The organism is Paraburkholderia sp. RL17-381-BIF-C (genome assembly GCF_046026435.1).
Classification (GTDB): domain Bacteria; phylum Pseudomonadota; class Gammaproteobacteria; order Burkholderiales; family Burkholderiaceae; genus Paraburkholderia.
Map to the genome: position 1 here is coordinate 29,439 of NZ_JARESX010000010.1, position 19,488 is coordinate 48,926.

Here is a 19,488-nt window from a genome sequence, read left to right on the forward strand (position 1 = left end):
CCGATTGGCATGGAATTTGTATGGCTCGCTTAGGTGGACTCGGTGAGTGGCATGCCGATTCGGCGATCATGCAGCGCGGACGCCACGAGCCACGCAGAAGCGCCAGTGCGGGCTGCTGCCGCCATATCGTCGCGATCACGAATGCCGCCTGCTCCGATCACGGCGGTTTGCGCGGGTGCAGCGGCACGAATGCGTTCGACGGTGGCGAGATCGGGGCCGTCGTAGCTGCCCACCTGATCGAGTGTCATCGCGATCACTCTTCGAGGCCACCATGCGGCGGTGCGTTCGAATGCGGTAGCGGTGAGCAGTTGGCCGGCGCGATGGTCGAGCGAAAGGATCGGCGAGAGTCCGGCAGCGTCGGCGGCGCAGAGCGCGTCGAGGTCGTGGAGCGACTCGGTGCCGAAGACAGGTACGAGAGTCGCAAGATCGTGCGCAGGAGGTGGATTGCCGCTGTGGCTGTTGCGCTTGCCGGTGGCTTCGATGCGTTCGAACAGCGTATGCATCGACGAGTAGTCGGCATAGCCCGCGTCGAGCCAGATGTCAGTGCCGGGCAGGGCGGCACGCAATGCAGCGAGCGTCTCGACATGAGCGCCTTGCTGAAGGATCGCGCCGAGGTCGGCGATATAGAGCGTTCGTGCGCCGCTTGCGGCAAGCAGCGCACGAGCGATGTGAAGCGGCTCGCTGGTGGCGGCGAGCGACGAGCGGATCGGCCGATAAGCCGTGCGTTCGCCGCGCACCGCGCGCACCACGTGTCCGTCGAGCAGATCGAGAACCGGTATCACCTGCATAGGGGCGCGTTCCTTTGACCAAGATCTTTGTCTTCGAGTATCTCACCGGCGGCGGTATCGACCCGGCGCATGCCGGCGCGGCGAGTCTCGCCGACCTGAGCGCGCTGATCGTCGAAGGCCGGGTGATGCGCGACGCGCTCGCGAACGACCTGCGCGAACTCGACGGTGTGCGAGTGAGCTTCGCGAGTTCGCGCTTCGAAACCGTCGACCCGGCGCTCGCTCATTGTAGGGCCGCGCAAGGGGAGTCGATGACGGCTTTCGTCGCGCGTGCGGCGCGTGAGCACGATTACGCGTGGATCATCGCGCCGGAATGCGATGGGCTGCTGCTGCGTCTGTACGATGCGGTGGGCGCGGCGCGCTGGCTCGGCTGCGCGAAAGAAGCGATCCGCGTGGCGTCGAGCAAGAGCGCGACGGCGGCGTGCCTCGCGGCGCATGGCATCGCCACCACGCCTGCGATCGAACCCGGACAGATCGAACCCGGACAGGCCGAACCGGCACAGGCCGATGAGCGGCGCGGCGAGCGTTGGGTCGTGAAACCCGACGACGGCGCGGGCGGTCTCGATACCTTCGTGTTCGACAATTTCGTCGACGCCTGCGCCGAATACGAAGCCCGCGCGGCCGCCGCACGCAAACCCGTACTGCAGTCATGGGTCGAAGGCGAACCGCTCAGCCTTTCGCTCGTCTGCCGCGCCGAGGGCGTGGAACTCGTGAGCATCAACCGTCAGCAAATCAGCTTGAGCGCAGGCGATGCGGGGCAGCAACCGCGCATCGTCGAATTCGACGGCGTGACGGTCAACCAGATCGATCCGGCCGGCGACCAGGGCCGCATGCTCGACGTGCTCGCGCAACGCGTCGCGAAGGCAATGCCGGGCTTGCGCGGCTTTGTCGGCATCGACGTGGTGTGGCATCCGCAGCGCGGGCCGGTTGTGATCGAGGTCAATCCGCGGCTGACCGTCGCGTATGCCGGCCTTTCCGAGGCGCTGGGCGGCAACCTCGCACGCACGCTGCTCGCCGCGCACGGGGTGCGCATCGAGCGATCCGGTCCGGCGGCGCGCAGCCATGGCGCGCCGTGTGCCTGCGGAGCCCAGCCATGAGCGCCGCGCATGTCACGGTTAAGCATGCAACCCCCACGACGGAACAACGCGCGCCGATATTCGGCTGGGATGTCGGCGGCGCGCACGTCAAGGTTTCGCTGACCGATGGCCACGGCGCCGTGCTCGACATCGCGCAATGGGCGTGTCCGCTGTGGCAGGGGCTCGACCATCTCGAGCGAACCATCGACCTCGTCTTCGAACGCTGGCCCGCCGCGCAGACAGCGGCCGCGCAACACGCGGTGACAATGACCGGCGAGATGGTCGACCTGTTCGAGGACCGCGCGCAAGGCGTGCGGGCGATCGCCGCCGCGCTGGCGCAGCGGCTCGGGCCGCGGCTGCGCTTCTACGCCGGCGACGCAGGCTGGCTTACGCCGCAGACCTGCGCGGCCGGCTGGCGCAGCGTCGCCTCGGCGAACTGGCTCGCGACCGCGCGCTGGGTGGCGGCACGCGTATCCGACGCGCTGCTCGTCGACATCGGCAGCACCACCACCGACATCATTCCGCTCGCGGGCGGCTGTGTCGTCGCGCGTGCCGCGACCGATGCCGGGCGGCTCGCCACGGGCGAACTCGTGTACCAGGGCGTGGTGCGCACGCCGTTGTGCGGTATCGCGCAGCGCATCGAATTCGCCGGGGCGGCCGTCAACGTGATGAACGAATGGTTTGCGACCACGGCGGACGTCTACCGGCTCACGGGTGAACTGGCGCCGCAGTACGACCTGTACCCGAGCGCCGACCAGGGACCGAAGACGCAGAGCGCAAGCCGCACACGGCTCGCGCGGATGATCGGCCGGGATGCCCATGAAGCGGACCCGGCCGAATGGCGCAGGTTCGCGCTCCGCTGGCGCGAGTTGCAGATGCGCGAAATCGGCGTGAATCTGGCGCGCGTGACGGCGGCGCACCCTGAACTCGCCGCCGCGCCGCTGGTGGGCGCCGGCTGCGGACGTTTTCTCGCGGCGGCGCTGGCGCGCGAAGAGGCGCGTGGCTACATCGATTTCGGCGCGCTGGCGGCGGTGCCGGCGAGCCGCCTGGACTGGGCCGCGACGTGCGCGCCGAGTGTGGCGGTGGCATTGCTGGCGGCGTTGCACCACAGCGAAGCCATCGACGAAAACCGCAGCGCGGCGCCGCGGGCGGCGTGAGGCGAACGACTTGAGGCGAACGACTCGGCGTGGCGCAGGTTTGCCGCGCGAGGCGGAAAAGCCGCTGCCAGACGCGGCGCAACAGGCAGACGTGTCACGCAGTTGAGCAAACAGCAGGCAAATGCAGTCAATCGGAAGCGAGGACAACGGTCATGTGGGTGGTCAAGATCGGGGGCAGCCTGAGTCACGAGCCGACGCTGCGCCACTGGCTCACCGAGCTCTGTGAAGTGGGGGGCGGGCGCGTCGTCATCGTGCCCGGTGGCGGCGATTTCGCGGACAAGGTGCGGCAATACCAGAGCGAGTGGCGCTTCGACGATCTCGCCGCCCATAACATGTGTCTGCTCGCCATGACGCAATACGCGATTCTCATGCAAGGGGTGTTGCCTGAACTCGTGCTCGCTTCGAGCGAGGCGAAGATCCGCCGAGCGCTGCGCGACGGCCATGTCGCCGTATGGGTGCCGACCGCGCTGATGCGCGACACGCCGGACGCGATGAGCAATTGGGACACCACCTCGGACAGCCTCGCCGCATGGCTCTCGACGATGCTCAACGCCGAGCGGCTGATCGTGGTGAAGTCATGCCCGATCTCCGAGGGCGAGCGGCTCGAGACGCTGGCCGCGAGCGGCGTGGTCGACCGGTGTTTCGTCGACTATGTGAACGAAGCCAACTACGTGGTCGAACTGCTCAACAAGGACAATGTCGCGTTGATGCGCGACCGGCTGCTGAATACGCCGGTGAGCTAGCGCCCGGCCGCGTTGCGTGTTGCTGTCCGTGCGGCGAAATGCGACGACTTGCAACGACTTGCAACGACATGCGCAAGCGGCAAGCGCGCCTTAGAAATGGGCCACGCCCGCGGCGCTCGCATCCGCTGCGGCAACGGCGCCGCTCACCTCGCCCGCAGGACGATGCAGCGCGGCGGCCCATTGCGCGACGCGTTGCGGATCGAGCCGCGAGCGCCGTCCATCGACACAGAGCGCCGTGCGAAAACCCGCCACATCCGGCGCGAGCGCACGAATCTGGTCGTACTGCGCCCAGCCGAGCGAACCGGCAATGCCGCTCATGGCGCCGCGCTCGCGTGTGATCCGTAGCCACTGCGCGAGCGTGTCGCTATCCACGTGGTCGAATAGCGTGCTGCCGTCCTTGCCGGACGTGTCGAACATCATGCCCACGAAGCCGAGCGTGGCCGCGTAAGCGACCAGCTCGCCGTCCATGCCGCCGTCGCACAGCAGCACGGGCACGACCGCCGCCGGCAGGCTGGCCAGTTGATCGAGGCAGTGCCGTGCGGCCGGTCCGCGCGTCACGCCCACTTTCACATAATCGACGCCCGCGTCGCTGACTTCGATGACGCGTGTGGCGATCTCGTCCAGTGCGTCCGACGGCACGTCGCCAATCGTCGCGCTGATCGGCTTGACCGGGTAATGGGCGCGCAGCCGGCGCGCGATCCGCGTGATATCGCTAATCGACACACCGCCGAGCGCGCCCGCGTTCGGCTCTTTCAGGTCGATCAGGTCGGCGCCGGCCTGGGCGGCGTCGAACGCCTCGTCGTCCGAGCGGACGCTCGCGAGCAATGCGGTCATCGAGATTCTCCGAAACACGGGAAAGGCTAGTGGGATACCAGTTCGGCGGCCGAACCGCCGGAAGCTGCGAGATTGTCGCGGTGCCGCGCGATCGCGGCCGTGAGCCAGCTCCAGGCGGTGAGTTCGACCTCGCCAGCGGTTTTGTCGATGGCGATCTGCAGGTAGGCCATTTCGCGGTCCACCTTGTCGGCGGGCAGCATGAAAAGCCGGCTGACGAGAATCGCGCCTTCCACCACCGCGGCCTGGGCGCGGTTAAAGCCGCCGAACGGCGCATGGTTTTCGCGGTGCACGCATTTCATGCGCAGCACCGGGCGCTCCTTGTCGTCGCGGAGTTCGTCGAGTTCGAGTTCCGTATGCGCGAGCGACTCGGCGAGCCTGACGCTGGCCACGCGGCTTGCCGCGAGTGTCGGCCAATCGGTGGCGCAATGCGTGACGCAGCCGGCGAAGATGCGCACGTCCGTGGTGAAGTTCAATACCGCGGCGCGCGATGCGACGATATTGTCGAGCGTCACCGAAGGACGAAAAGGGGAGAGGATGACGAAGTCGCCCTCATAACGGGCTCCCATCGGCGCGATATGAGGACGGCCATCGCACGCTGCCGTGGTGACGATCGTTTCGTGGATCATGGCTGGGAACGCGTGTCCTGGCAGCGCCGAAAGGCCGGCCGTCTAGCTAGGGATTAACCCACCAATCCGCAGAAGGGCCGCGTCTCGCGGCCCTTGCGGGCTTAACGCGTAGCGATATACATCGTGATTTCGAAACCAAAACGCATATCGGTGTAGCTCGGAGTCGTCCATTGCATATGTGCTTCCTCCATGTAGTGATACAGCGTTGCGCCGTCGGTCCGGCGTGATGCCGAACTGCATTGGCGTTCATTACCACGCAAGCTCCATGCCGGGTTTTCGACCACGCGGCATGAACCGCGCACTGACGCGCCGCAATACAGCGTTTGCCGAATTGCACCGGCGCGGCGACCGGGCGGGCGGCACGAAACTGTGACGCCGCGCACTGTTCCGGGAATGCAGCAAAGTGTTCCATGACGGGCAGACGCCTGCTGTCCTCCTGTCACGCCATGCTTGCAGTTCCCATATGAACCATTGTCCACCGTTCCGAGCGCGGGTGTTGAAAATTCGCTTCGCGTTTCCGTGATGGATAACGGATCGGTTAAGTCTGCCAAATAAAATCGTGAATTCTCAATGACTGCGTTCATGCCTACAGTGCACACAAGCGCTTCGTTCTTCCGGCAGCGCGCCTGTTCACACTCGAGGATACGTCATGAACGATTTCAGTCAACCGGTGATCGATTCCATACACAAGCCGCGCGATGCGGCGAACCCTCGCGAACGGTACGCCGCGGGCGTGATGAAGTATCGCGAGATGGGCTACTGGCAGCCGGATTACACGCCGAAAGATACCGACGTGATCGCGCTCTTTCGCATTACGCCGCAACCCGGCGTGGATCCGGAGGAGGCGGCGGCGGCCGTGGCAGGCGAATCGTCCACGGCGACCTGGACCGTGGTGTGGACCGACCGGCTGACCGCATGCGACATGTACCGCGCGAAAGCCTATCGTGTCGATCCGGTGCCGGCCTCGAACGCCGGCGAGCCGCAGTACTTCGCGTACATCGCCTATGAACTCGATCTGTTCGAAGAAGGGTCGGTCGCGAACCTGACCGCGTCGATCATCGGCAACGTGTTCGGCTTCAAACCGCTCAAGGCGCTGCGTCTCGAAGACATGCGCATACCTGTTGCTTATCTGAAGACCTTCCAGGGGCCGCCGACCGGCATCGTCGTCGAACGTGAACGACTCGACAAGTACGGACGGCCGCTGCTTGGGGCCACCGTCAAGCCGAAACTGGGACTGTCGGGCAAGAACTATGGTCGCGTGGTGTACGAAGGATTGAGTGGCGGGCTGGATTTTCTGAAGGACGACGAGAACATCAATTCGCAGGCGTTCATGCACTGGCGCGACCGTTTTCTGTTTGCGATGGAAGCAGTGAATCACGCGCAAGCGCAGACGGGTGAAGTGAAAGGGCATTACCTGAACGTGACGGCCGGCACGATGGAGGACATGTATGAGCGCGCCGAATTCGCGAAGGAACTGGGTTCATGCATCGTAATGATCGATCTGGTGATCGGCTGGACCGCGATTCAATCGATGGCGCGCTGGGCGCGCAGGAACGACATGATCCTGCACCTGCATCGCGCGGGACACAGCACCTATACGCGCCAGCGCAATCACGGCATTTCGTTTCGCGTGATCGCGAAGTGGCTGCGTATGGCGGGCGTCGATCACGCGCATGCGGGCACGGCGGTCGGCAAGCTCGAAGGCGATCCGCTGTCGGTGCAGGGCTATTACAACGTGTGCCGCGAGGCGCACAACGAGGTCGACCTGTCGCGCGGGATTTTCTTCGACCAGCCGTGGGCCGGCCTGCGCAAAGTGATGCCGGTGGCCTCGGGCGGTATTCATGCGGGACAGATGCATCAACTGCTCGATCTGTTTGGCGACGACGCGATCCTGCAGTTCGGCGGCGGCACGATCGGCCATCCGGCCGGGATTCAGGCGGGCGCGGTGGCCAATCGCGTCGCGCTCGAAGCCATGGTGAAGGCGCGCAACGAGGGCCGCGACATCGTTCACGAAGGGCCGGGCATTCTCGAAGCCGCGGCGCGCTGGTGTACGCCGCTCAAGCAGGCGCTCGATACGTGGCGGGACGTGACCTTCAACTACGCGTCCACCGACACGCCGGATTTCGCCGCCACGCCGACCGCCGCTTGAGCGGCGGGCATTTGAAGATTCTCCGCGCAGGTCTGACCGCAGTGCCGCCGCACTGCGCGGGAGACTGTCGGCGCCGTTCCGAACGCTGCATTCATCAACGAGGTACGTCATGCGTATTACACAGGGCACGTTTTCCTTCTTGCCGGAATTGACCGACGAGGAGATCAGCTTGCAGATCGACTATGCGCTGCGCCAGGGCTGGGCCTGTTCGGTCGAATTCACCGACGACCCGCATCCGCGCAACACCTATTGGGAAATGTGGGGCCTGCCGATGTTCGATCTGCACGATGCGGCGGGCGTGATGCAGGAAGTGAAGGCGTGCCGCGAGGCGCAGCCGCAGCACTACATCAAGATCAACGCATTCGACTCGGTGCGCGGCTTCGAGACGATGCGGCTTTCGTTCATCGTCAACCGTCCGGACGGGGAGCCAGGGTTCCGCCTGACGCGTCAGGACGGCCCGGGACGGGTGCAGCGTTACGGGTTGTCGGGCTACGCGGGCGACCGGCCGTCGGGTGAGCGATACGGGCCGGCGCATTAGAAGATGGCCTCGCAATGCGAGGCTCGATGAACCGCCATGAGCAGAAGGAGTGGCCATGACCGAAGCTGCCGCCATCGACACGAACGCGCCGGACACGAACGCGCCGGTTTCCGCAGAGCGGGACGCTGCCGCTGTCGCGCTGCACGACAGGCGCGCGCCAGCGCCGCAGGTCGATCTCGCCGCGCTCTATCGCGATTCCGGCATCGGCGACGTGCTCGCCGAACTCGACCGCGATCTGGTCGGGCTCGTTCCGGTGAAGACGCGCATTCGCGAGATCGCGGCGCATCTGCTGGTTGAGCGCGGGCGCGATTCGCTCGGTCTCGCGAGCGGTGCGCCCACCTTGCATATGTGCTTCTCGGGCAATCCCGGCACGGGCAAGACCACCGTCGCGCTGCGCATGGCCGAAGTGCTGCACCGGCTCGGCTACATTCGCCGCAATCATCTGGTTTCAGTTACGCGCGACGATCTGGTCGGCCAGTACATCGGCCATACCGCGCCGAAAACGCGCGACGTACTGAAACGCGCGATGGGCGGCGTGCTGTTTATCGACGAAGCCTATTACCTGTACCGCCCGGAAAACGAACGCGATTACGGTCAGGAGGCGATCGAAATCCTGCTTCAGACCATGGAAAACCAGCGCGACGATCTGGTGGTGATTCTGGCCGGTTACGCGGATCGCATGGAAGTGTTCTTCGAGAGCAATCCGGGCTTTCGCTCGCGCATTGCGCATCACATCACGTTTCCCGACTACGACGGCGCGGAACTGCTCGACATCGCCGAGCGCATGCTCGCGACGATGCACTACCGTTTCGACGCCGATTCGCGGCGTGCTTTCGCGGACTATCTCGCCCTGCGCACCCGCCAGGCGAATTTCGCCAACGCCCGCTCGGTACGCAATGCACTCGATCGCTCACGGCTGCGCCAGGCCAATCGTCTGTTCGCCACGGCGATGCAAGGCGGCGCGCCGATCGACGCAGCCGCGCTCACCCTGATCGCCGCCGCCGACGTGCGTGCGAGCCGCGTGTTCACTGAACCGCTCGCCGCAACCGCCGGGGCGCCTGCGTCCTCTCATGCAACGCGCGCCGTGCCGGCGCCGCCAGGCTAAACGAAAACAATCCTCAGGAGATCGCCATGCAAGACGGACGTACGACGCTTTCGAAGTTTCTGATCGACACCCTCGACCGCCAGCCCAGTTCGGCGGGGACGGTACGTAACGCCGGCCTCTCGGCGCTCCTGATCGACGTCGCCGCCGCGATCAAGTCGATCTCCGCGATGCTCACCAAAGGCGCGCTCGGCGGCAACTACGGTTCCGCGCAAAGTCTCAACACGCACGGCGAAGAGCAGAAGAAACTCGATGTCGCGACCAACGAAATCTTCGTGCAGCAATGCGAATGGGACGGACTGCTGGCGGCGATGGCGTCCGAGGAAATGGAGAGCGTCTATTCGATTCCGCCTGGCTACCCGCGCGGCGACTATCTGCTCGCCTTCGATCCGCTCGACGGTTCGTCGAATATCGACATCAACGGTGTGGTGGGGTCGATCTTTTCGGTGCTGCGCAATGGCGACGGCAACGTGGACGGCAACGCGGGCGAGCCGCGCGGCACGATCGGCGAGTCCGCGTTTTTGCGGCCGGGCCGCGAACAGGTGGCGGCGGGTTACGCCGTCTACGGCCCATCGACCATGCTCGTGCTCTCGGTCGGCAACGGTACGCATGGCTTCACACTGGAGCGCGACATCGGCAACTTCGTGCTCACGCATTCGAATATCCGCATTCCCGAAGACACCGTCGAGTTCGCGATCAACGCGTCCAACGAACGGTTCTGGGAACCGCCGGTGCGCCGCTATGTGCAGGAATGCAAGGACGGGCGCAGCGGATGTCGCGCGAGCGACTTCAACATGCGCTGGATCGCCTCGATGGTCGCCGAGGTGCATCGCATCCTGATGCGCGGCGGCGTGTTCATGTACCCGCGCGACTCGAAGACGGCGGCTATGGAAGGGCGCTTGCGGCTTCTGTATGAAGCCAGCCCGATGAGCTTTCTCGTCGAACAGGCGGGCGGTCTGTCGATCACCGGGCGCGAGCGCATTCTCGACGTGGTGCCGCGCGCGCTGCATGGACGCGTGCCGGTGATTCTCGGCTCGAAGAACGAGGTGGAGCGCATCGGCCGCTATCACGGTGAATACGACCGTGGCGAGGATCAGCCCTTCAGCTCACCGCTTTTCAGCCGGCGCTCGCTGTTCCTGCCGGGTTTCACCGCCTAGCGGTCCGAATACCCAGGCTCGCGAAGCGCGGCCGACCAGAACATTACTATCCGGAGACAAGCGCATGTCAGTCAAACACCCGATCATCGCGGTAACCGGTTCGAGCGGCGCCGGCACCACGACCGTGATGAAGAGCTTCACCCATATTTTCCGGCGCGAAAAGATCAACGCGCAGATCGTGGAAGGCGATGCTTTTCATCGTTATGACCGCAACGGCATGCGCGAGGCCATGAAAGAGCACGAGCGGGATGGCGCGCCGAATTTCAGCCATTTTGGACCGCAAGCGAATCTCCTCGAAGAACTCGAGTCTCTGTTCGCCAGTTACGGCGAGAACGGCACCGGAAGGTTGCGCCACTACGTGCATGACGAACCCGAAACGCGGCTCTACAAGCAGGATGCCGGAACTTTCACGCCGTGGGAGGACGTGACGCCCGACACGGACCTGATGTTCTATGAAGGGCTGCACGGCGCGGTGGTGACCGACGATATCGACATTGCGCGGCACGCGGATCTGCTGATCGGCGTCGTGCCGATCATCAACCTCGAATGGATCCAGAAACTGCATCGCGACCAGACCATGCGCGGTTACTCGCACGAGGCCGTGGTCGATACGATCCTGCGGCGCATGCCTGACTACGTGAACTACATTTGCCCGCAGTTCTCGCGCACACATGTGAACTTCCAGCGCGTGCCGACGGTGGATACATCGAATCCGTTTATCGCCCGTGAGATTCCGCAGCCAGACGAGAGCTTCGTCGTGATCCGTTTCGCTCGCTCGAAGGGAATCGACTTCCAGTATCTGCTGACCATGCTGCACGACTCGTTCATGTCGCGCCCGAATGTGATCGTCGTGCCGGGCGGCAAGATGGGTCTGGCGATGCAACTGATTTTCACGCCGATGATTCTGCAACTGGTCGACCGTCGGGCGCGCGCCTGAGGCGCCGCGCAACACGGTCCGTCCATTTCGAGCAAGGAGACATTCGATGAGTGCTGTCGCAGAATCCGTCGCAACACCCGCAACCCGGCTGATGGCCGACGCGCTGCGCATGCTCGCGATCGATGCGGTCGAAGCCGCGAAGTCCGGTCATCCCGGCATGCCGCTCGGCATGGCCGAGATTGCCGTCGCGCTGTGGGACCGGCATCTGAAACACAATCCGCGTCATCCGGCGTGGCCCGACCGCGACCGCTTCGTGTTGTCGAACGGGCACGGCTCCATGCTGTTGTATGGGTTGCTGCATCTCACCGGCTACGACCTGCCGATCGAGGAACTCAAGCGGTTCAGGCAATTGCACAGCAAGACGCCCGGGCATCCTGAAGTGGGCGTGACCCCCGGCGTCGAAACGACCACTGGCCCGCTCGGGCAGGGATTGGCGAACGCTGTCGGCATGGCGCTCGCCGAGGCGCTGCTCGCGCGCGAATTCAACCGGCCCGGCCATTCCATCGTCGATCATCGCACGTATGTATTTGCCGGCGACGGCTGCATGATGGAGGGCATTTCGCACGAGGCGGCCTCGCTCGCCGGCACCTTGAAGCTCGACAAGCTCACGGTGCTGTACGACGACAATGGCATCTCGATCGACGGCCACGTCGCGCAGTGGTTCGGCGACGACACCCCGGCGCGTTTCGCGGCGTACGGCTGGCATGTCGTGCGCGAAGTGGACGGACACGACGTGGACGCGGTCGACCAGGCCTTGGCGCGCGCACGCGCAACGGACCGGCCGACGCTGATCTGCTGCCGCACGGTGATCGGCAAGGGGGCGCCGTCAAAAGCGGGTACGCACGATGTACACGGCGCACCGCTCGGCGCCGACGAAGTCGCGAACATGCGGCGCATGCTCGGTTGGCCGCATGCGCCGTTCGCGATGCCGGCAGAGGTTCGCGCGCTGTGGGACGCGAGCGAGCGGGGCGCGAGCGCTGAAGGCGACTGGAACACGCGTTTCGCAGCCTATCGCCAGCACTATCCGCATGAAGCGGCCGAGTTCGAGCGCCGCACGCAAGGCACGCTGCCCGCGCAGTGGCGCGATGCGGTCCGCGCGATGGTGCGCGACGCGGACCACGCGGCCGAATCGATTGCAACCCGCAAGGCCTCGCAGCAGGCAATCACCGTGCTGGCTCGCGCATTGCCCGAACTGTTGGGCGGTTCGGCCGACCTGACCGGCTCGAACCTCACCAACTGGAAAACCTCGGTCGACGTGCACGCCGACGACAACGGACTGCGAGGCGGCAACTATCTGCACTACGGCGTGCGCGAATTCGGCATGAGCGCGGTGATGAACGGCATCGCGCTGCATCGCGGGCATATTCCGTTCGGCGGCACCTTCCTCACGTTCTCCGATTATTCGCGCAGCGCGTTACGCATGGCCGCGTTAATGAAGACCCGTTCGATCTTCGTGTTCACGCACGACTCGATCGGCCTCGGCGAAGACGGGCCGACGCATCAGTCGGTAGAGCACGCGGCGAGTTTGCGGCTGATTCCCGGACTCGATGTCTGGCGTCCGTGCGACACCGTCGAAACCGCTCGCGCGTGGGCGAGCGCGGTGGAACGCGACGGCCCGTCGTGCCTGCTGTTGAGCCGCCAGAATCTGCCGTTCGCCGCACGCAGCGGCGAACAGATCGACGCGATCGAGCGCGGCGGCTATGTGTTGCGCGACTGGCCGGCGCAGGCGGGCCAAGCTGGGCAAGCGCGGGTCGTGCTGATCGCCACCGGCTCGGAAGTCTCACTTGCGCTCGATGCTGTCGTGCTGCTCGCCGAAGCGGGCATCGCCGCGCGGGTCGTGTCGATGCCGTCCACCAGCGTGTTCGACCGGCAGCCCGGCGCATGGCGCGACGCGGTCCTGCCGCCGGGTGTGCCGCGCGTCGCGGTCGAAGCGGGCGTGCGGGCGTTCTGGCGGCAATACGTGGGACTCGAAGGCGGCGTGGTGGGTATCGATACCTTCGGCGAATCCGCCCCCGCTGCCGCGCTGTTCGAGCATTTCGACCTGACCGCGCGGGCCGTGGTGGATGAAGCCCGCCGCGTCGCGCAACGCGCGCGATAACGCCGCCGTGCGGGACGCCGCGACCCAATACGTTCAGATCCGATTCGACTTTGAGGAGTTTTGCGATGCCCTTCATAGCACTGCGGCAACTATTGGACCACGCGGCCGAGCACGGCTACGGCGTGCCCGCCTTCAACGTGAATAACATGGAGCAGATCCACGCGATCATGCAGGCCGCCGAAGCGACCGCCAGTCCGGTGATCCTGCAGGCGTCGGCGGGCGCGCGCAAGTACGCGGGCGAACCGTACCTGCGCCATCTCGTGCTGGCTGCGCTGGAGGCGCATCCGGATATCCCGCTCGTGCTGCACCAGGATCACGGCGCGAGCCCGGCGGTGTGTCAGCAGGCAATCCGCTCGGGCTTCACGTCGGTGATGATGGACGGCTCCTTGCTGCCCGACCAGAAGACGCCCGCAGCCTACGAGTACAACGTCGACGTGAGTCGCCGGGTCGTCGAGGCGGCGCACGCGGTGGGCGTTTCCGTCGAAGGCGAACTCGGTTGTCTCGGTTCGCTCGAGACCGGCACGACGGGTGACGAGGACGGTGTGGGCGCCGAAGGCCAGCTCTCGCGCGACGAGTTGCTCACCGATCCGCGCGAGGCGCAGATTTTCGTGGAGGCGACCGGCGTGGACGCGTTGGCGATTGCGATCGGCACGTCGCATGGCGCATACAAATTCAGCCGCCAGCCGACCGGCGATATTCTCGCGATCGACCGGATCGTCGAAATTCATGAACGGATTCCGAACACGCATCTCGTCATGCACGGTTCCTCGTCGGTGCCGCAGGAGTGGCTCGCGGTGATCCGCGAATACGGCGGCGAGATTCCCACCACATACGGCGTGCCCGTCGAGGAAATCCAGCGCGGCATTGCGCATGGCGTGCGCAAGGTCAATATCGACACCGACATCCGGCTCGCGATGAGCGGTGCGATGCGCAAGTCGATGGCGAATGCACGCACCGAATTCGACCCGCGCGCCGCGTTGAAGGCGGCGACGGCGGCGGCGAGCGCGATCTGCGTCGAACGTTTCGAGGCGTTCGGCTGCGCGGGCCAGGCGTCGCGCATCAAGCCCTTGCCGCTCGATGCGATGGCGCGCCGTTACCACTAAACCACTGACCTGTTTCCAAGGAGACGCCCATGCGTGATTTCCTGATCGCCCCATCGCTGCTGTCGGCGGATTTTGCCCGCCTGGCCGACGAGATTCGCGACGTGACCGCGGCCGGCGCGGATTGGATTCATCTGGACGTGATGGACAATCATTACGTGCCGAACCTCACGGTCGGGCCGCTCGTGTGCTCGGCCATTCGCCCGCATACGTCGGTGCCGATCGACGTGCATCTGATGACGATGCCCGTCGATTCGCTCGTGACCAGCTTTGCCGAAGCGGGCGCGAATACCATCAGCTTTCATCCGGAAGCGTCGCTGCACGTACACCGCACCATCGAGCTCATCAAGACGAGCGGCGCGCGCGCGGGACTGGCGCTCAATCCGGCCACGCCGCTCACGGTGCTCGACCATGTGATCGAGCGGCTCGACGTGGTGCTCGTGATGTCGGTGAATCCGGGTTTTGGCGGGCAGGCGTTCATTCCGCAAACGCTGGATAAACTGCGGGCGTTGCGCGAACGGGTCGATGCGGCGATGCAGCGGACCGGGCGGCGCTTGCTGATCGAGGTGGACGGCGGGGTGAAGGCGGCCAATATCGCGCAGATCGCGGCGGCGGGCGCGGATGTATTCGTGGCGGGTTCCGCGGTGTTCGGCGCCGGCGACTACGCGCGGGCGATCGCCGCGATGCGCGACGAACTGGAGCAGGTAAACGAAGACAGCGAAGGCGCCGGCGCGTTGGCGATGGCGCAATGAATGGACGCTCGGGCGCCGGCCTTCAGCGCTTTTTCATCGTCTCGCCCGGCGCGTGCCATGCCGTGAGGTCCTGCTCGGGACGCTCGATCGCGCAGCCCCAGTCGAGCGGCTGGTCCTGATCGAAACGCTTGCCGAGCCGCCATGCGATCTCCGCGCGCGCGAGCTGGACGCCCATATAGAATGCGTGGCCGCCGTCGGCTTCGAGATGCAGGTCAGGGTAGAGCGCGAATGGGTCGCCTGCCTGGCGATGGCCGTCGCGGTTGTAGACATGAATGCCGTCGGCGCTGACCTGGACACGGAAGTTGGGGTCGCGCACGTCGCGGGCAAACTCGTCGATTTCGGCGGCGCTGTACGGAAACGGGCGTTTGGCATGAACGGTCGCGAGATCGCTGTTGATGCCTTTGGGCAGCACCTGCGCCTCGCGGGCGGCGTGCATCACCCGGCGGGCTACGTCGGCTTCGCGCACCGCGCGCCGCGCATGCAGGCTGACTGACGTGGTGAGCACCGCGCTCACGCGAAGCTCCGCGGCCATGCCGAGCAGGACGGCGTTGATGCCGCTGGTGTCGGCCTCGGTCAACTCGGTGACATTGCCGATGCCCATCATGATGGCAATATCCGGGTAACGCTCGCGCAGCCGGACATAACGCGCAATCGACGCGGCAAGGCCGAATGGAATCGGATCGAGAATCGGGTCGGCGAGAAACGCGCGTCCGCGTGCGGCGAGCAGCTCGATCGCGGCGTCGAGCGAGGCCGGATCGCCCGGTTCGCGGGCGACGAGGATCGGCGTGGACGGCACCTCGTCGGCGATCCATAGCGTATCGACGTTCAGGCTCATCAGATAGTCGGCGCCGGCCCGGCCGCCGCGCAACAGTTCTTCGCTACGCATCGAATCGACGCTCACACGATACCCTTGGCCTTTCAGCAGGCGCACCGCGTCTTCCAGATGCGGAAACGGCGTTTCGGGCAGGCAACCAATGTCGATCACATCGGCGCCCTGTGCGGCGTACTCGCGCGCCCGCGCGGCGATGCCGTCCAGGTCGAGCCGAGGCGCATCGACGATCTCGGCAAAAATGTCGGTCTCGTAGCGCGTCAGGTCGAAAGGCTGCGCCTCGCGGCCGAAGAATTGCGGCAGATCCTTGACCTCCTCCGGGCCGCGCTCGAATGGCACGCCGTAGTGTTCGGCCAGCGCGGCGAGATCGCCACGGCAGCGACCCGGCACGATCACGCGCTGTGCCGCGAGCGGAACAGGCACCCGGCGGCGGATCATGTCGGCCGTCATAAGGGCGGCGACCTGCAGGCCGATTTCGCGAATCTCCCAACTGAACGGCGTCGGCGCCATGCTTTCGAGCACGCGGATCAGGCTCTTTTCGGCGAGCCGGCCAGTCAGGAAGACAATGTGGTCCATGTCAGTACGCGTCGGTCCGCGCAAGGCGTATTGATTCCCACTCGGCGAGCCGCGACCGCAAGGCGCGTGGGGGCTGTTTCATGCGAGATTTATGCGAGATCGAGAGTCGACAAGCGTTCAGCGAGCGCCGCTTTCAGTTCATCCAGCGAGCGGACGAGCGTCGTGTATTCGAAGCGCGACAGGCGCTCAACGTTGTCGAGTTCGATCGCCCGCGGACGCAGTTCGACCCATTCGTTCGGGCTTTGCGTGACCACGGTCGGTTCCGTGTCGCATGCAAAGACAATGCCCGGAATGCATTGCTTGCCCGCCTGCGCGTACATATTGGTCGGCAGCGTATCGGAGATGCCGAACGCGCATTTGGCCACCGTATTGCTGGTGGCCGGCGCGATCACGACCGTGTGATACATACCGTGATAGAGCATGCCGACCGGCACGCCGCTCGCGCTATTGTCGCGAAACACGCGGAAGTGCTTGCGCAAGGTCGGCAGCGGCCAGCCGTAAAGCGGCAGCACTTCTTCCGCGGCTGCGGAAAGGAAGAGGTCGACGCGCGGCAACTCGAGTGCGAGCGCAATCGACTCGTCGAGCAAGTGGCCGGAGCCGGTTACGCACCATGCGAAGCGCGCATCGGGCTTGAAGTCCGCGAGATTGCGAGCGGGCGCCTGGGTCATGCGTTACAGGGCGGCGATTCTTCGGAGGGCGAATCGTCGGGTGACAGTCCGTCGGGCGGCGCGCCGTCGAGCGCCGAGCCGTCGTGCGACAGACGGATGTGCAGCCGGCGCATCTTCCGGTACAGCGTGTTGCGGCTGATGCCGAGCGCCTTGGCGACGTTGCTGACATTCCAGCGATGCTCGTCGAGCAGCGTGAGAACGGTTCCGCGTTCGTTCAACTGGATCGCATTGAGCGCGGAAAGATCCGCTTCGTCGGCGAGATGCGGTTCGGGGTCCACTACCGCCGTGCGGGAAGCCGCCACCAGTCCGGTTTCCGACCCACGTTGCGTGACTTCGGCAGGCAGGTCTTCGCAGCGGATCGGCTGCCCGTCGCACAGCGCGATAGCCATCTGCAACACGTGACGCAACTGGCGGATATTGCCGGGCCACGCATAGGTCAGCAACGCGTGTTCGGCTTCCGGGGTCAACTCGGGTGGTTCATCGTCGGATTCGTTTTCGAGCAGATGATGAATTAGCGCGAGCTTGTCGATCCGTTCCGCGAGCGGCGGCAGATTCAGTTCGACGCCTTTGAGCCGGTAATACAGATCCTCGCGGAATTGCCCGCTATGCACGAGTTCGAGCAGATTGCGGTGACTCGCGCTAATGAGCTGAAAATCGACCTTGATGGTCGTTTCGGCGCCGAGCGGCGTGACCTCGTGTTCCTCGATCACGCGCAGAAGCCGCGCCTGCAACGAGAGCGGCATGTCGCCGATTTCGTCGAGAAAGAGCGTGCCGCCGTTGGCCTGCACGATCTTGCCGCGCCGCCCTTCGCGCTGAGCGCCGGTAAACGCGCCGGCACGATAGCCGAACAGTTCGCTTTCGATCAGGTTTTCGGGCAGCGACGCGCAGTTCACCGGCACGAACGGGCCCGCCGCGTGCGGGCTGATGCTGTGCAGCGCCTGCGCGAAAACTTCCTTGCCGGTGCCCGTTTGCCCGCGGATGATCACCGGGATTTTGCGCTGGACCACGCGCGCCGCAAGCTGGATTTGCGAAGCCATGCGCGGGTCGCCGAATTCGAGGTGCGCGATTTCGTCGAGCCGGGCCGGCGCCGGCCGTTTGTCGACGGCGCTGGCGCGCGCGGCCGGCGCTGTCATCGCCACCCTGGTGCCGCGCCCCGCGCTGCTTTGCGGCGTTTGCGCGACGAGAAAGAAGCGGTTGGTCGCGTTCGCGCTATACACGGTGACAGGATGAAACGACCCGCGAATGCTGCGCGCGATCATGTCTTCGAGCGATGCATTGAAGGCTTCCTCGATGCGCCGGCCGCGCAATTCGCCGAGCGTGCGGAAACCGAGCTGAAAGAGGGCGCTGCGATTCGCGGCGAGCACCGTGCTGTCGTCCGCGACCGCCAGTTTGCCGCCGTGCAGCGTACCGACGAATTCCGGGCGGCTGTGAAAGTGGATCATGTTCGCGTGCCGGTAACGCGCATCCAGCAGGCGGTTTTCGATCATTTGCCGCGACATGCCCACGAGCACCAGAGAATGCTGCTGGAGCAGCTTCGAGCGGCTCGTCACGTCCAGCACGGCGGCAATCTCGCCGCGGTCGTCGAAAATCGGCGCGGCGGAGCAGGTGAGCGACGTATAGCGCGGATAGAAATGTTCGTGCTGGCACACGGCGATGCAGTCGCGTTCGGCCAGACACGTGCCCATGCCGTTCGTGCCGGCTTCGCGCTCGCTCCACAAGGCGCCGACGCGAAAGCCGTCTGCCGCCACGGCTTCAGCGAAAGGCACCGACGAAACCTGATGGACGATCATCCCACCCGCATCGACCAGCACGACCGCCAGTTCGGGATCGGCCAGTTGCTGATAAAGCGTGGTCATTTCGAGCTTCGAGCACGCGATCAGATCGCCCATGGCATCGCGGCGCGAGCTTAGTTCGTAGTCCGTCAGGACCGGGGGCGTGACAAAACGGGAAGGGTCGAGCTGGAATTCGTTCATGCAGCGCGCCCACGATTGAGCGACGGGTTCGCTCGTCGGTCGCGTTGCCAACTGATGGTTGACGACGTTCAGAACTTCGCGGACGTGCAGCGTGCTGTCAGCAAGCAACGACATAGGGCCTGTCTCCGTTGCGTCAGTTCGTGCGCGCCGGTCCGCATTGCGTTGCATGAGTTCTGCTTCGCGATGTGCGCCACGAGTGCCGCTTTATCGATACTGTCTTCCCCTTGCGCCGCGGCTTCTGCGGTCCGTATGCGCACCGAGTGATTCGCCGTTATGTCAGGCGTCGGCTTAAAACTGTACGCCGGATGTCGCTCCCGTTCAATAAGAAGTCGCCATAAGCCTACATGGCGTGCCCGATTTTTGCTTTTCCCGAAGCCATGCCGTGAAG

18 protein-coding genes are annotated in these 19,488 nt (G+C 65.1%); 11 read left to right on the forward strand and 7 right to left on the reverse strand.

The annotated features are described in order from the left end of the window. Positions 1-29 precede the first annotated feature (29 nt). Complete coding sequence (locus P0D70_RS09150) at positions 30-788, reverse strand: HisA/HisF-related TIM barrel protein (RefSeq protein ID WP_091803582.1); 759 nt, start codon at positions 786-788, stop codon at positions 30-32. Positions 789-802: 14 nt separating this feature from the next. On the opposite strand from P0D70_RS09150, the gene P0D70_RS09155 reads away from it, so the two are divergent. The 3 genes from P0D70_RS09155 (at position 803) to P0D70_RS09165 (ending at position 3,761) form a co-directional block, all read left to right on the forward strand. Continuing rightward, on the forward strand, positions 803-1,882 hold the full coding sequence (locus P0D70_RS09155) for an ATP-grasp domain-containing protein (protein WP_408184200.1): 1,080 nt from the start codon (positions 803-805) through the stop codon (positions 1,880-1,882). Continuing rightward, a complete protein-coding gene (locus P0D70_RS09160) occupies positions 1,879-3,018 on the forward strand; it encodes a hydantoinase/oxoprolinase family protein (RefSeq protein ID WP_408184201.1) in 1,140 nt (379 codons plus the stop codon). The genes P0D70_RS09155 and P0D70_RS09160 overlap by 4 nt, the downstream gene beginning before the upstream one ends. Positions 3,019-3,170: 152 nt before the next feature. Beyond that, entirely contained in the window at positions 3,171-3,761 is a 591-nt protein-coding gene (locus tag P0D70_RS09165; protein ID WP_091803572.1) for an amino acid kinase family protein, read from the forward strand. Positions 3,762-3,851: 90 nt separating this feature from the next. Here the strand turns inward: P0D70_RS09165 and P0D70_RS09170 are convergent, their stop codons facing one another. From P0D70_RS09170 to pqqA, 3 genes are all read right to left on the reverse strand, one after another. Further along, positions 3,852-4,595, reverse strand: coding sequence for a (5-formylfuran-3-yl)methyl phosphate synthase (locus tag P0D70_RS09170; protein ID WP_408184202.1), 744 nt, complete (start codon positions 4,593-4,595; stop codon positions 3,852-3,854). Positions 4,596-4,621: 26 nt separating this feature from the next. Then, the gene (locus tag P0D70_RS09175; RefSeq protein WP_408184203.1) at positions 4,622-5,221 is read right to left on the reverse strand and encodes a DUF447 domain-containing protein; all 600 of its coding nucleotides are present in this window, start codon (positions 5,219-5,221) and stop codon (positions 4,622-4,624) included. 101 nt (positions 5,222-5,322) lie between these two features. After that, positions 5,323-5,397: a pyrroloquinoline quinone precursor peptide PqqA gene (gene pqqA / locus P0D70_RS09180; protein ID WP_013342881.1), complete on the reverse strand. Its 75-nt coding sequence runs from the start codon at positions 5,395-5,397 to the stop codon at positions 5,323-5,325. A gap of 473 nt (positions 5,398-5,870) precedes the next feature. Between pqqA and P0D70_RS09185 the strand changes: the two genes are divergently transcribed. From P0D70_RS09185 to rpe, 8 genes are all read left to right on the forward strand, one after another. After that, entirely contained in the window at positions 5,871-7,370 is a 1,500-nt protein-coding gene (locus P0D70_RS09185; RefSeq protein WP_408184204.1) for a form I ribulose bisphosphate carboxylase large subunit, read from the forward strand. A 109-nt stretch (positions 7,371-7,479) separates the two neighbouring features. Further along, positions 7,480-7,908, forward strand: a complete 429-nt coding sequence (locus P0D70_RS09190; RefSeq protein ID WP_408184205.1) for a ribulose bisphosphate carboxylase small subunit — start codon at positions 7,480-7,482, stop codon at positions 7,906-7,908. A gap of 55 nt (positions 7,909-7,963) precedes the next feature. Beyond that, the gene (gene cbbX, locus P0D70_RS09195) at positions 7,964-9,013 is read left to right on the forward strand and encodes a CbbX protein (RefSeq protein WP_408184206.1); all 1,050 of its coding nucleotides are present in this window, start codon (positions 7,964-7,966) and stop codon (positions 9,011-9,013) included. 26 nt (positions 9,014-9,039) lie between these two features. After that, positions 9,040-10,167: a class 1 fructose-bisphosphatase gene (locus tag P0D70_RS09200; protein ID WP_408184207.1), complete on the forward strand. Its 1,128-nt coding sequence runs from the start codon at positions 9,040-9,042 to the stop codon at positions 10,165-10,167. A 64-nt stretch (positions 10,168-10,231) separates the two neighbouring features. After that, positions 10,232-11,104 carry a phosphoribulokinase gene (locus tag P0D70_RS09205; protein WP_091803556.1) on the forward strand — a complete coding sequence of 291 codons (873 nt, stop codon included), beginning with the start codon at positions 10,232-10,234 and terminating at the stop codon, positions 11,102-11,104. A 46-nt stretch (positions 11,105-11,150) separates the two neighbouring features. Then, entirely contained in the window at positions 11,151-13,202 is a 2,052-nt protein-coding gene (gene tkt, locus P0D70_RS09210) for a transketolase (protein ID WP_408184208.1), read from the forward strand. 65 nt (positions 13,203-13,267) lie between these two features. After that, entirely contained in the window at positions 13,268-14,305 is a 1,038-nt protein-coding gene (fba, locus tag P0D70_RS09215) for a class II fructose-bisphosphate aldolase (RefSeq protein ID WP_408184209.1), read from the forward strand. Between the two features lie 29 nt (positions 14,306-14,334). Then, on the forward strand, positions 14,335-15,054 hold the full coding sequence (gene rpe / locus P0D70_RS09220; protein ID WP_091803552.1) for a ribulose-phosphate 3-epimerase: 720 nt from the start codon (positions 14,335-14,337) through the stop codon (positions 15,052-15,054). Positions 15,055-15,076: 22 nt separating this feature from the next. On the opposite strand, the gene P0D70_RS09225 is transcribed toward rpe, so the two are convergent. The 3 genes from P0D70_RS09225 to P0D70_RS09235 all read right to left on the reverse strand — a co-directional run bounded on the left by P0D70_RS09225 (position 15,077) and on the right by P0D70_RS09235 (position 19,214). Beyond that, the gene (locus tag P0D70_RS09225) at positions 15,077-16,459 is read right to left on the reverse strand and encodes a DUF6513 domain-containing protein (RefSeq protein ID WP_408184210.1); all 1,383 of its coding nucleotides are present in this window, start codon (positions 16,457-16,459) and stop codon (positions 15,077-15,079) included. 89 nt (positions 16,460-16,548) lie between these two features. Then, positions 16,549-17,127, reverse strand: a complete 579-nt coding sequence (locus tag P0D70_RS09230) for a flavoprotein (protein ID WP_091803545.1) — start codon at positions 17,125-17,127, stop codon at positions 16,549-16,551. Next, entirely contained in the window at positions 17,124-19,214 is a 2,091-nt protein-coding gene (locus P0D70_RS09235) for a sigma-54-dependent Fis family transcriptional regulator (protein WP_408184211.1), read from the reverse strand. The genes P0D70_RS09230 and P0D70_RS09235 overlap by 4 nt, the downstream gene beginning before the upstream one ends. Between the last annotated feature and the right edge of the window lie 274 nt (positions 19,215-19,488).

Excerpts from the sequence above, each read along its gene's own strand:
- P0D70_RS09150 (WP_091803582.1), bottom strand. The coding sequence starts at position 788 with ATGCAGGTGATACCGGTTCTCGATCTGCTCGACGGACACGTGGTGCGC.
- P0D70_RS09160 (WP_408184201.1), top strand. The coding sequence starts at position 1,879 with ATGAGCGCCGCGCATGTCACGGTTAAGCATGCAACCCCCACGACGGAA.
- P0D70_RS09165 (WP_091803572.1), top strand. The coding sequence starts at position 3,171 with ATGTGGGTGGTCAAGATCGGGGGCAGCCTGAGTCACGAGCCGACGCTG.
- P0D70_RS09170 (WP_408184202.1), bottom strand. The coding sequence starts at position 4,595 with ATGACCGCATTGCTCGCGAGCGTCCGCTCGGACGACGAGGCGTTCGAC.
- P0D70_RS09175 (WP_408184203.1), bottom strand. The coding sequence starts at position 5,221 with ATGATCCACGAAACGATCGTCACCACGGCAGCGTGCGATGGCCGTCCT.
- P0D70_RS09185 (WP_408184204.1), top strand. The coding sequence starts at position 5,871 with ATGAACGATTTCAGTCAACCGGTGATCGATTCCATACACAAGCCGCGC.
- P0D70_RS09190 (WP_408184205.1), top strand. The coding sequence starts at position 7,480 with ATGCGTATTACACAGGGCACGTTTTCCTTCTTGCCGGAATTGACCGAC.
- cbbX (WP_408184206.1), top strand. The coding sequence starts at position 7,964 with ATGACCGAAGCTGCCGCCATCGACACGAACGCGCCGGACACGAACGCG.
- P0D70_RS09200 (WP_408184207.1), top strand. The coding sequence starts at position 9,040 with ATGCAAGACGGACGTACGACGCTTTCGAAGTTTCTGATCGACACCCTC.
- P0D70_RS09205 (WP_091803556.1), top strand. The coding sequence starts at position 10,232 with ATGTCAGTCAAACACCCGATCATCGCGGTAACCGGTTCGAGCGGCGCC.
- tkt (WP_408184208.1), top strand. The coding sequence starts at position 11,151 with ATGAGTGCTGTCGCAGAATCCGTCGCAACACCCGCAACCCGGCTGATG.
- fba (WP_408184209.1), top strand. The coding sequence starts at position 13,268 with ATGCCCTTCATAGCACTGCGGCAACTATTGGACCACGCGGCCGAGCAC.
- rpe (WP_091803552.1), top strand. The coding sequence starts at position 14,335 with ATGCGTGATTTCCTGATCGCCCCATCGCTGCTGTCGGCGGATTTTGCC.
- P0D70_RS09225 (WP_408184210.1), bottom strand. The coding sequence starts at position 16,459 with ATGGACCACATTGTCTTCCTGACTGGCCGGCTCGCCGAAAAGAGCCTG.
- P0D70_RS09230 (WP_091803545.1), bottom strand. The coding sequence starts at position 17,127 with ATGACCCAGGCGCCCGCTCGCAATCTCGCGGACTTCAAGCCCGATGCG.
- P0D70_RS09235 (WP_408184211.1), bottom strand. The coding sequence starts at position 19,214 with ATGTCGTTGCTTGCTGACAGCACGCTGCACGTCCGCGAAGTTCTGAAC.